This window comes from Microbacterium sp. 18062 (assembly GCF_902706225.1).
In the GTDB taxonomy this organism is placed as follows: Bacteria; Actinomycetota; Actinomycetes; order Actinomycetales; family Microbacteriaceae; genus Microbacterium.
This window is the reverse complement of record NZ_CACSKB010000079.1, coordinates 1-11,284: the sequence shown is the minus strand read 5'-3', so window position 1 is coordinate 11,284 and position 11,284 is coordinate 1. Positions and strand designations below refer to the sequence as shown.

The following is an 11,284-nucleotide window of genomic DNA, read 5'->3' as shown; positions in this document are numbered from 1 at the left end:
CGCGCCCGGGGACGGGCGGATCACGGCTTTCGTGCGGACGGACGGAGAGGGGCACCCATGAGCGGCCTGCAGACGCGAGGGCTGAAGGTCGGATACGGCGATCGCGCGGTGATCGACGGGCTCGATCTCGACGTGCTCGAGGGAGAGCTGACGGTCATCGTCGGCCCGAACGCGTGCGGAAAGTCGACGCTGCTGCGCGCGCTCGCTCGCCTGTTGCCCACGAGGGAGGGATCCGTGCTGCTCGACGGGCGCAGCATCCGGGACCTTCCGACGAAGGAGGTCGCGCGCCGCATCGGTCTGCTGCCGCAGTCGTCGATCGCTCCCGACGGCATCACGGTCGCCGATCTCGTCGGTCGCGGGCGCTATCCCCACCAGGGTGTCCTGTCGACGTGGTCCGTGGAAGACGAGGCGGCGGTGACGCAGGCGATGGCTGCGACCGACGTCGTCGATCTCGCGGACCGGCACGTCGACGAGCTGTCGGGAGGCCAGCGGCAGCGGGTGTGGATCGCGCTCGTGCTGGCGCAGGAGACCCCGGTCGTGCTTCTCGACGAGCCGACGACCTACCTCGACATCGGACACCAGCTGGAGGTGCTCGAGCTGGTGTCGCGGCTGCGCGCCGAAGGGCGCACCGTCGTGGCCGTTCTCCACGAGATCAACCACGCCGCGCGTTTCGCCACGCACCTGATCGCGATGCGGGACGGCTCGATCGTCGCGCAGGGCCGTCCGCGCGACATCGTCGACGCCGAGCTGATCGAGGTGGTGTTCGGGGTGTCGGCGCGGGTGATCCCCGACCCCGACACGGGTTGCCCGGTCGTGCTGCCGCGCAGGGCCCTGCCGCGTACCGCCCTGCCGAGCTGAGCCTCGACGCGGGCTCGCGGAGACGCGTCCGTCCGCTCACATCCCGCGATGGCGCCGGAATCCTGGAATGGGGCGCTCGAAGCTTCGGTAGCCGCTTCAGGAAACAGGTGCCATCGCGGGAGGGGTGCCTTCTGGGGCGCCGTCGCGGGTGCGGACGCGGGTCAGCCGGAGTAGCCGGTGTTCACCGCGGCGACCGTGGCGATGACCACGACGATCGTGACCACGATCCCGATCACGACCAGCACGGCGCCGATGATGATGCCCACGAGGGCGGGGGTGTTCTTGTATCCGGCTTTCTTCGACTGGCTGAACGCGATCGCCGAGATGATCAGGCCGATCACGTTGAAGAGGATCGCGACGATGAGTCCGACGATGCCGAGGGTCTTGCCCGGGTAGTCGACGCCGGGAGCGGGCTGGTGAGTCAGGGGAGTCCTTTGCTCGAGACGAGGTGTCGGTCAGCGAGGGTTCGAGCTCTCCTGCGTCCGGGTGTCCGCCCACTGAACTACTGTTGGTCACGGCCTGCACGCGCGGACCGGGACGGAAGGTCTGGTGCGGTGGGAAACCTCTACTACGGAAACGATGCGGAGCCGATCGACATCCCGGACCGCCTGCTCGCGCACGTCAAGGTCGTCGTCGCCACCAAGCTGCGCCGCGGTGAGAGCTTCACGCTCTCCTGGCGTCATCCCGCGGACGTCGCCGGCGGTCGCAGCACCCTCTGGATGCATCCGTCGATCCCGCTCCGGATCGTCTTCGACGTCGCCGAGCCCGAGGTGCTCGACCCGCAGTGGCTGCAGGAGCTGGCGGTGGCGGCCAGCTCGTCCGGCGGTCTGCACATCTCGCTCGACGAGGCCGCCGTGCGCATCGTCCCGGGAGCCCGCGCGGGGATCTGACCCTCGGTCGGCGACCCTCGCCGACGACCGTCCCGCCACTCGTCGGGGGAGTTCGCGACCTGCACGTCGACCTGGTGGGTCGTGCCCTCGACGTCCGACAGCGTGACCTCGGCGTCGTGCTCAGTGCCCGAGGCGGGGTCGGGTCCCGAATCAGTGCGTGCCGGATGCGGCATCCCGCTTCCGCGCCCGATACGGCACCCGATCCCGCGCCGAGTGCGGCACCCCGTCCGCGTCCGTCCGGCGCTATCGGGCGAGGAACCCGAGCAGCAGCTCGTTGAACGCGTCTGCGTGACTGACGTTCAGCCCGTGCGGCGCACCGAGGATCACCTCGAGCTCGCTCGCGGCGATCGCGAGGTGGGTGCGCGCCCCGGATCCCTCCAGCGGCACGATGGCGTCGCTGTCGCCGTGCAGCACGAGCGCCGGCACGTCGACCTGCTCGAGGTCGTCGCGGAAGTCGGTCGTGGCGAAGGCCTCCTGCGCCTTGAGCGCGGCGTGGTGGTCGGCCTCGTGTGCGAGGGCGAGCGCCTGCAGGCGCTGCTGCTCGGTCACCATCAGCTCACCGTCGACGGAGAAGAACTCCCGCGTGAAGTCGTCGTAGAACGCGTCCGGGTCGGTGCGGAGCGCCGTCGCCTGCGCAGTGGCGGCGGCATCCGTCAGCGGGCCCTCGGGATTGTCCTCGGTCTGCGCGAGGTACGGCGTCACCGCGGCGGCGAACACGACGCTGCGGATGCGGTCCCTGCCGTGGCGGGTGAGGTAGCGGGCGACCTCTCCGCCGCCCATCGAGAACCCGACGAGCGTGGCGTCGGTGAGGTCGAGCTCCTCGAGCACCTTCGCGAGGTCGTCGGCGAACGTGTCGTAGTCGTACCCGCCGTGCGGTTTGCTGCTGCGGCCGAAGCCGCGGCGGTCGTAGGTCACGACGCGATAGCCGGCGCCGGCGACGACGGGCACCTGCTCCGACCACGACTCGCCCGAGAGTGGCCAGCCGTGGATGAGGACCACAGGACGCCCGGGACCGCCGGTGTCATCGACGTGCAGCTCGATGTTCTTCAGAAGGCCGTGGTGTGCGGTGATCTCGCTCATGAGCCCATGCTGGTCACCGGCGCGCATGCGCGGGGGCGGGTTGACGGGCCGCAGATCGCCCGTTAGCCCCCGTGCCGTCGGCCCGCCGTGCCCGGCCCGACTCGCCGGAATGCGCGGGCCGATCCGCAGGGGCGGCCGGCGGTGGCGTCAGCGGACGAGCGACTCGGCGAGGGACGCGCGACGTGCGGCGGTGTGCCGGTTCTCGGGAACCGGGAGTCGGAGGTGATCGCGCAGCGTCGCGCCGGCGTAGTCCGCGCGGAACAGCCCGCGCTCGACGAGCAGCGGGACCACGTCGCTCCGGAAGCGCGCCCAGTCCTCGGGGTCGTGCACGAACAGGTTGAAGCCGTCGGCCGCGCCGCTCCGGTACCACCGTTCGATCTCGTCGGCGACGGTGGCCGGCGACCCGACGACGTGCGCCCAGTGCGTCTGAAGGGTGCGCAGGGTCTCGCGGAGCGTGAGCCGCTCTGCGCGTGCATGCTCGAGCACGATGCGTGCGCCCGCCAGCGCTCCCTCCCGCTCCGGATCCAGAGCGGGGAACGGCGCGTCGAGGTCGTGTCCGTCGACCTCCAGCCCGCCGAAGAGCCGTTTGAGCGCGGGCAGGAGGCTCTCCGCCGGCACGGTCTCGAGCTGACGGCGGTGGGCTTCGCGCGCCTGCTCCTCGGTGTCGCGGATGACCACGTTCAGGCCCGGGACGAAGACGATGTCGTCGACGTCGCGACCGTGTGCGCGGGCACGGGACTCGACGTCCGCACGCAGCTCGGACGCCTCGGTCACGGTCTTGGCGAAGCTGAACACGATCTCGCCGACCCGGGCGCTCAGCTCGCGCCCGTCGGGCGAGGTGCCCGCCTGCACGAGCACGGGCTGCCCCTGTCTCGACCGGCGGATGTTGAGGGGACCGGTGACGGAGAAGAACTCGCCGACGTGGTCGAGGCGATGGAGCCGCTTCGGATCGAGAAAGCGCTCGGCGTCCTTGTCGGTGGCGAACGCGTCGTCCTCGTAGGAGTCCCAGAGGCCGCGCACGACCTCGACGCTCTCGGCCGCTCGCCGGTAGCGGGTCGAGTAGTCGCCGTGCGCGGAGCGGCTGAAGTTGCCCGCGGTGCCCGGATCCTGGCTCGTGACGATGTTCCACGCCGCCCGGCCGTCGCTGATGAGGTCGAGGGATGCGACGCGCCGGGCGATGTCCCACGGCTCACTGTAGGTCGTGCTGACCGTCGCGACCAGGCCGATCCGCTCCGTCGCCACGGCCACCGCCGAGAGCAGGGTGAGCGGTTCCAGGCGGTTCAGATGATGGTTCGGGAACCCCGCATCGATGTACTGGCTGTCGACGATGAACACGAAGTCGAAGTGCGCCGCCTCGGCCTCGCGCGCCTGCCGGATGTACCAGCCGATGTCGACGCTGGCGGTCGTCGGCACCTCGGGGTGCCGCCACAGGTCGCCCGACCCCTGCGCGCCGACGCCGACGAGGACCGCGCCCAGGACGAGCGGTCGCCGATCCGGCCCGGTCACGGCTGCGCCGCCTCGGCGTCGGTGTGGGCGGCGAGGGCCTCGCGCAGCGCCCGGCGGTCCTCGCGCGTCGCCGCTCCCGCGGTGAGGGTGGGCGCCGATCCGACGAGGAGCTTCGTGTACGGATGCTGCGGGCGGTTCAGGACGCGCTCGGTCGGGCCGTCCTCGACGACACGCCCCCGGTACAGCACGACGACGCGGCCGGCGATCCCGGCGACCGACCCCAGGTCGTGCGAGATGAAGACCTGGGCGATGCTCCGGGTCGCGCCGAGGCCGTCGAGCAGTCGCAGGATCTGGATGCGGTTCGCCGAGTCGAGGGCGCTCACCGGCTCGTCCAGCAGCACGAGCTTGGGCTCGAGCACGAGCGCGCGGGCGACCACGACGCGCTGGCGCTGGCCGCCGGAGAGCGCGGCCGGCCGCCGGTCCGCGAGACCGGGGTCGAGGCCGACCGCGATGAACGCCTCCGTCACCCGCTCGGCGATCGTCGCCGGGGCGAGCCCGCCCCGCACGCGCAGCCCCTCGGCCACCGACGCCCCCGCCGGCAGATCGGGGTCGAGGCTGAGCAGCGGGTCCTGGAACACGTACTGCAGGGCGCCGCTGCGGCGGAAGGCCCGCCGGCGTCGGCCGCCGAGGTCGCTGATCTGCGCCCCGTCGAACCGCACCTCGCCCCGCGTGAGCGGAACGAGCCCGAGGATGGCGCGGGCGAGCGTGGTCTTGCCCGAGCCGCTCTCGCCGATGAGGCCGACGACCTCGCCCGGCTGCACCGTCAGGTCCACGCCGTGCAGCACGCGTGTGCGCGCCGGACCGTGGCCGTAGTCGACGGTGACGCCCGAGACGTCGAGGAGGGGGATGGTGCTCCGGTCAGGCATCGATGGCCTCCGTTCCGAGGAACTTCTCGATCCCGTACTCGCGGTGGTTCTCGATGAGCGAGCGGGTGTACTCGTGCCGGGGCCGCGAGAGCAGCTCCGGCGCGGGCCCCGCCTCGACGATGCTCCCGTCGCGCATCACGACGACGTCGTCGCAGACCTGCGAGACCACGGCCAGGTCGTGCGAGACGAGGATGAGCGTGAGCCCGAGGTCGCGGCGGAGGTCCTCGAGCAGGTCGAGCACCTCGGCCTGCACGGTGACGTCGAGCGCGGTGGTCGCCTCGTCGGCGATGAGCAGCTCGGGGCTCGCCGACACGGAGATCGCGATCAGCACGCGCTGCAGCATCCCGCCGGAGAGCTCGAACGGGTACTGGCGGGACACCGCCAGCGGGTCGTGCAGGCCGACGCTCGCCAGCAGCTCGAGCGATCGCTCCCGCGCCGCGCGCCGGCCGAGCCGGAGGGTCACCCGGAGCGTCTCGGCGAGCTGCGCGCCGACCCGGATCGACGGGTTGAGGTACGACGCCGGGTCCTGGAAGACCGCGGAGATGCGGATGCCGCGCAGCCCCCGCCAGTCGCGGTCTCGCCGGCCGATCAGCTCGGCGCCGTCGAAGCGGACGGAGCCGGTCGCGACCTCCACACCCCGCGGCAGGATGCCGAGGATCGCGCGGCACGTGAGCGACTTGCCGCTGCCGGACTCCCCGACGATGCCGAGCGCCTGACCGCGGTGCACGTCGAAGCCGACACCGTGCACGAGCTCGTGGTCGGCCGTCGCGAGGCGGAGGTCGCGGACCGACAGCAGGGGGGTGGGGTCAGGGGACATCGATGAGGCTCCCCTCGGCGCGGGGCTGGAGGCCGGGCGGGTCGACCGACGCGGGCACCCCGCCGTCACGACGGCGCCGGACGCGGCGGGGCGCCTGCCCCGTGACGTCGCGCAGCACGTCGGCGATGGCGTTCAGCGCCCACACCGTCGCGATGATGAGCGCCGCCGGCACGAACGGCCCGAACGGGCGCTGGTAGAGGGTGCGGAGGTCCGTCGCCAGCAGCCCGCCCCAGGTCGGCTCGGGCGGAACGACGCCGATGCCGAGGAATGTCAGCGAGGAGACGATGACCAGGCTCGCGCCGGTGAGTCCCGCCGTGGTCACGGCGACGGCGGGAAGCACCTTGCGCCACACGTGCCGTCGTACGATCCATCCGGTCGACGCGCCGAGGAGCTCCGCCGCCTCGACGTACGGGGAGTTGGCCACGTTCAGCGCGGCCGAGCGGGTCACGCGGTAGAAGCCGGGGGCGATGAGGATGCCGACGGCGAACATGGCCTGCGCGAGACCGTTGCCGAGCAGGGCCGTCATCGCGATCGCGAACACGAGGAACGGCAGCGTGATGAGGGCGTCCATGAACCGCAGCGAGAGCCATTCGACCGTGCGTCCGAGGTAGACCGAGAGCAGGCCCGGCACCACCCCCAGCACGAGCCCCACCGCCACCGCCTCGAGCGCGGCCGCGACCGACACGGTCGACCCGGTCAGCAGGCGGCTCAGCACGTCGCGGCCCACCGCATCCGTGCCCAGCCAGTGCTCGGCGCTCGGTCCCTGCAGGATCGCGCCGCTGTTCTGGACGTAGGGGTCCTGGGGTGCGAGCAGCGGGCCGAACACCGCGAGAAACGCGATGCCCACGAGGATGCCGAGGGCGATCCGGGCGCTGGGATATCTGAGGATGTCGCGGAACACCTCTCACCTCCTCCGTCGGGATGCGGGCTGCAGCGTGCCCTGCACGATGTTGACGACGACGTTCGCGAAGAGGACGAAGACGATCGCGACCACGAGGCTGCCCTGGACGACCGGCACGTCGCCGCGGAGCGCCGAGTCAGCCGACAGCATGCCGAAGCCCGGCATCGAGAAGATCGTCTCGGTGACCACGGCGCCGCCGATCAGGGTGGGGATCTTCATGCCGAGCACCGCGAGGGCGGGGCCCGCGCCGTTGCGGAGGGCATGGATGAACAGGATGCGGCCGGGCCCGAGGCCGCGGACGACGGCGCCCGTGACGTAGTTCTCGGACAGCGCGTGGACCAGGCCCGTGCGCAGCTGCCGGGCGAGATCGGCGACGACGTCGACGCTGAGGGCGATCGCGGGCATCGTGATGAGGGCGAGCCACATGCCGACGTTCTCGGTCGGCGGCACGTATCCCGCCGAGGGGAGCCACCTGAGCCACAGGCTGAACACGACGATCAGGCCGATCGCGAGGACGAAGGGGGGAAGGGTCGAGACGATCGAGGTGAAGGCCGTGACCGCCCGGTCGATCCAGCGCCCCTGGTTGACCGCCGCTACGAGCCCGAGGATCGTGCCGAACACCACCCCGATCAGCAGCGCGAACCCCGCCACCGACGCACTGACCGCGAGACGCTGCCAGATGAGCTCGCTCACCGGCACGCGGTTGAACCAGGAGATGCCGAGGTCGCCCTGGAAGATCCCCGCCATCCAGCTCAGGTACTGCTCCCACAGCGGACGGTCCAGTCCGAACTCCGCGTTGATCCGGGCGAGGGTCTCGGCCGACGCCTCGTCGCCCGCGATGCCGGCGGCGGGGTCGAGCCCGGAGACGGCGCCGAGCAGGAACGTGATGAGGGTGGAGAAGAGGAAGACCGGGACGACGATGGCGATCGTCGCGAGGATCCACCGCGCGGCGACGGCCATGTGGTGCCGGCGCACCGCGCGCGGACCGCGTCCGGGCGCGGCGGTCGCCGCAGCCGGCGCGGTCGGAGCCGCGACCAGGGTGCTCGTCATGTCGTCCCTCTCCTCAGCGTGTCCCGACGGGAGGGGCGGTGCGTGACGGATCGCGCACCGCCCCCGTGCTCATTCGAACGTCACGCCTTCCCAGCGGATCTGGGAGGGGAGGATGTTCAGGTTCTGCAGCGCCGGGTCGGACACGATGATCCACGGGGTGCTGTAGAGGTAGTTCGTCGGCGACTGCTCGACCCCGGCGCGCACGGCGTCCCACAGCACCTGCTGGTACTCGGGATCCTCGAGCGGGGTGTTGCGGACCAGGTCGAGGGCGTCGAGGAACTCGGTGCTCGCGTGCGGGCCGCTGAGGTTCATGATGCCCTCGGGGCCGTAGGTCGCCAGCAGGTTCTGCACGGGGGACTCGCGCCCGATCGTGCCGTCGACGGCCAGCTGCGGGTTCTTCGCGATGTAGACCTCGCTCTGCCAGGTGGAGGAGCCGGGCGGCACGACGGCGATCGTCGACTCGACCCCGATCTTCTTGAGCTGGGCCTGCACGACCTCGGCGGCCGCCTCGCTGAACGACCCCGCGGTGATCGTGATCGACAGCTCGCCGGGTCCGTAGCCGGCGTCGGCGAGCAGCTGCTGGGCGCGGTCCGGGTCGTAGTCCCAGAGGTCCTCGATCTCGGGGTTGAACGCGAGGTAGCCCTCGGGGAACGGCTGGTGCGTGACGCTGCCGTACCCGGCGGTCAGCACGTCGACGAACTCCTGACGGTCGAACGCGTAGCGGAACGCCTCGACCACCGTGGGGTCGTCGAACGGCGCCTTGTTCAGGTTGATGGAGACGTCGTTGGCCGACAGCGACGGCTCGATGCTCACCGGGAGCCCCGCGGCCTCGGCGGCCTCCACCTGGTTCGCGGGCAGGGTGGCGACATCGATCGAGCCCGACTGCACGCCGGCGACGAGCGTCGCCGCATCCGGGGCGACGGTCAGCTCGAACCGGTCGATGTGGATGTTGTCCGCATCCCAGTAGTCCGGGTTCTTCTCGAACGTCGCGTGCGACTCGGCGACGAAGTCGACGATCTGGAAGGGGCCCGCGCCGACCGGCCAGAGCGCGAGCTTCGCCGGGTCCTCGCCCGCCGCCGTGGGGCTCGCGATGGCTCCAGTGCGGCCGGCCACGAGGTAGGGGATCTGGTAGTCGGGCTCGACGAGGTGGAGCGTCACTGTCGTGTCGCCGTCGGCGGTGACCTCGTCGACGGTGGCGAGCTGGTCGCGCAGGAAGGAGTCCTCCTGGGTCTTTCCTCGATCGAAGAAGTCCTTCACCGCTGCCGCATCCAGCGCCGTGCCGTCGGTGAAGGTGAGCCCGTCGCGCAGCGTGAAGGTCACCGCGGTGCCGTCGTCGCTGTACTCCCAGCTCTCGGCGAGGGCGGGCTCGACGTCGCCGGTCTCGTCGAGCCGGGTGAGCGACGCGTAGGCGAGGCTGATCGTGTTGATGTCGTTCCCGGTGCGGCTGGTGACCGGGTCCCACGACGTCGGCAGGCTGAACGCCCACTTCAGGGTCGTCGGCTCGTCATCGCCGCCGGCGGATCCGGATGCGGCGCAGCCGGTCGCCGTGAGGGCTAGGGCGGCCGCGAGGGCGAGCGCGCGGCTGAGGCGCGATGCGGTGAGTGTCACGGTGGGGTCTCCAGTGCGGGTGGGGAGGGTCACGCGACCGGGACGGCGTCGGCCGCCTCGCGTCGCGCGCGGGTGTGGACGTTCTCGGGGATGGGCAGGCCGAGGTTGCCGCGCAGCGTGTCGGACTCGTACTCGCTGCGTACGACGCCGCGCTCGCGGAGGATCGGCAGCACCTCGTCGATGAACCGGCGCAGCTGCGCGGGGTGGCCGGTGTGGATGTTCACGCCGTCGAGCGCGCGGGCCTCGAACCAGCGCTGCAGCTCGTTCGCGACCGTCTCCGCGGTGCCGGTGAACGGGGACCGCGGCGGGCCCGAGAAGAGCTCGACGGTCTGCCGCAGCGTGAGGTCCTTCTCCTTCGCGACCGCCACGATCCTCTCGGACTGGGTGCGGAAGCTGCGCTCGGCGTGGTGCAGCACGTCGGGGAACGGGGCGTCCAGGTCGTACTGGCGGAAGTCGTGCCACCCGAAGCTGCGGCCGAACTCCGCCAGGGCTGCGTCGAAGTCGTTGTCGGCGAGCCCCTGGGTGCGCTCGAGCTCGCGGGCCTCGGCGTCGGTGTCGCCGATCGTCACGCTGATGCCGGGGACGATGAGGATCTCGTCCGGGTTGCGGCCGTAGGCCACCGCCCGCTCGGAGATGTCGCGGTAGAACGCCTGGCCCGCCTCGAGCGATGCGGCGAACGTGAAGATGGCATCCGCCGTGCGGGCGCCGAGATCGCGGCCCTGCTCGGAGTCGCCGGCCTGGAAGACGACCGGCTGCCCCTGGCGGGAGCGCTCGATGTTGAGCGGGCCGACGACCGAGAAGTGCTCGCCGCGGTGGTTCAGGGCGTGCTGGCGGGACCGGTCCAGGAACAGGCGGGTGCGGCGGTCGCGCGGGAACGCGTCGTCCTCGTAGCTGTCCCAGAGACCCCGGACGACCTCGATGTGCTCGAGGCCGCGGGCGTACCGGGTGTCGTAGTCGTAGTGCTCGTCGAGGCCGAAGTTGCCCGCCGTGCCGGCGTCTCCGCTGGTGACGACGTTCCACCCCGCGCGTCCCTTGCTGATCAGGTCGAGCGAGGCGAACCGGCGTGCGACGTGGAACGGCTCGTTGTACGAGGTCGTCAGCGTGCCGATCAGGCCGATGTGCCGGGTGGTGACCGCGAGCGCCGACAGCAGCGTCAGCGGCTCCAGCCGGTTGAGGTAGTGGGGCGGCGAGTCGGGGGTGATGAACTGGCTGTCGACGATGAACACGAAGTCGAACTTCGCCTCCTCGGCCAGCCGTGCCTGGGCGATGTACCAGTCGATGTCGACGCTGGCGTCCCCCGGGATCTCGGGGTCGAGCCACTGGTAGTTCTTCCCCGGGCCGCCCGTGGGCGTCGGGGCGATGCCCAGCTTCAGCTGCCGTCCGGCCATGATCGCTCCTCGCACTCGATGTCGTGTGTCGGAGCGAGTCTGGCCCAGAGGAGAACAAAACTCAGAACAGATTTCGGTTTGTTTCCAGTCGGGTGGGTTTGTTTCGCGAGCGGGCCGCACGGTGCGTCACGAGCCGGCCGGACCGCGAGCGCCCCCGCTTGCGTGTCGCACTTGTGCAGCGGGATGGGGCGCAACTCCTGCATGAGCGAGACACGCGCGCAGCAGGACGTCGCACGGGGAGGCCGCGTGTCTCGGTTGTGCAGCTGGATGCGGGCCGAAAGCTGCACAAGTGAGACACGCGGCCTCCCCCGTCTCTTATA

11 protein-coding genes are annotated in these 11,284 nt (G+C 71.3%); 2 read left to right on the top strand and 9 right to left on the bottom strand.

Annotated features, from left to right (window positions below; all coding sequences use genetic code 11):
* Positions 1-57 precede the first annotated feature (57 nt).
* On the top strand, positions 58-858 hold the full coding sequence (locus GVL03_RS18080; RefSeq protein ID WP_159502407.1) for an ABC transporter ATP-binding protein: 801 nt from the start codon (positions 58-60) through the stop codon (positions 856-858).
* Positions 859-1,019: 161 nt separating this feature from the next.
* Here the strand turns inward: GVL03_RS18080 and GVL03_RS18075 are convergent, their stop codons facing one another.
* On the bottom strand, positions 1,020-1,199 hold the full coding sequence (locus GVL03_RS18075; RefSeq protein WP_159502406.1) for a hypothetical protein: 180 nt from the start codon (positions 1,197-1,199) through the stop codon (positions 1,020-1,022).
* Positions 1,200-1,412: 213 nt separating this feature from the next.
* Here GVL03_RS18075 and GVL03_RS18070 point away from each other — a divergent pair, with 213 nt between their 5' ends.
* Positions 1,413-1,748, top strand: a complete 336-nt coding sequence (locus GVL03_RS18070) for a hypothetical protein (RefSeq protein WP_159502405.1) — start codon at positions 1,413-1,415, stop codon at positions 1,746-1,748.
* Positions 1,749-1,991: 243 nt separating this feature from the next.
* Here the strand turns inward: GVL03_RS18070 and GVL03_RS18065 are convergent, their stop codons facing one another.
* The 8 genes from GVL03_RS18065 to GVL03_RS18030 all read right to left on the bottom strand — a co-directional run bounded on the left by GVL03_RS18065 (position 1,992) and on the right by GVL03_RS18030 (position 10,964).
* Positions 1,992-2,828 carry an alpha/beta fold hydrolase gene (locus tag GVL03_RS18065; RefSeq protein WP_159502404.1) on the bottom strand — a complete coding sequence of 279 codons (837 nt, stop codon included), beginning with the start codon at positions 2,826-2,828 and terminating at the stop codon, positions 1,992-1,994.
* Between the two features lie 147 nt (positions 2,829-2,975).
* Entirely contained in the window at positions 2,976-4,334 is a 1,359-nt protein-coding gene (locus GVL03_RS18060; RefSeq protein ID WP_159502403.1) for an NtaA/DmoA family FMN-dependent monooxygenase, read from the bottom strand.
* Positions 4,331-5,200, bottom strand: coding sequence for an ABC transporter ATP-binding protein (locus tag GVL03_RS18055; RefSeq protein ID WP_159502402.1), 870 nt, complete (start codon positions 5,198-5,200; stop codon positions 4,331-4,333). Before GVL03_RS18055 ends, GVL03_RS18060 begins: the two co-directional genes overlap by 4 nt.
* Positions 5,193-6,017 carry an ABC transporter ATP-binding protein gene (locus GVL03_RS18050; protein ID WP_159502401.1) on the bottom strand — a complete coding sequence of 275 codons (825 nt, stop codon included), beginning with the start codon at positions 6,015-6,017 and terminating at the stop codon, positions 5,193-5,195. Before GVL03_RS18050 ends, GVL03_RS18055 begins: the two co-directional genes overlap by 8 nt.
* Positions 6,007-6,918: an ABC transporter permease gene (locus GVL03_RS18045; protein ID WP_159502400.1), complete on the bottom strand. Its 912-nt coding sequence runs from the start codon at positions 6,916-6,918 to the stop codon at positions 6,007-6,009. The genes GVL03_RS18050 and GVL03_RS18045 overlap by 11 nt, the downstream gene beginning before the upstream one ends.
* Positions 6,919-6,921: 3 nt before the next feature.
* A complete protein-coding gene (locus tag GVL03_RS18040; protein ID WP_159502399.1) occupies positions 6,922-7,968 on the bottom strand; it encodes an ABC transporter permease in 1,047 nt (348 codons plus the stop codon).
* A 69-nt stretch (positions 7,969-8,037) separates the two neighbouring features.
* Positions 8,038-9,576, bottom strand: a complete 1,539-nt coding sequence (locus tag GVL03_RS18035; protein WP_159502398.1) for an ABC transporter substrate-binding protein — start codon at positions 9,574-9,576, stop codon at positions 8,038-8,040.
* A gap of 29 nt (positions 9,577-9,605) precedes the next feature.
* Positions 9,606-10,964 (bottom strand): LLM class flavin-dependent oxidoreductase, encoded by a 1,359-nt coding sequence (locus tag GVL03_RS18030; RefSeq protein ID WP_159502397.1) that lies wholly within the window; start codon positions 10,962-10,964, stop codon positions 9,606-9,608.
* Between the last annotated feature and the right edge of the window lie 320 nt (positions 10,965-11,284).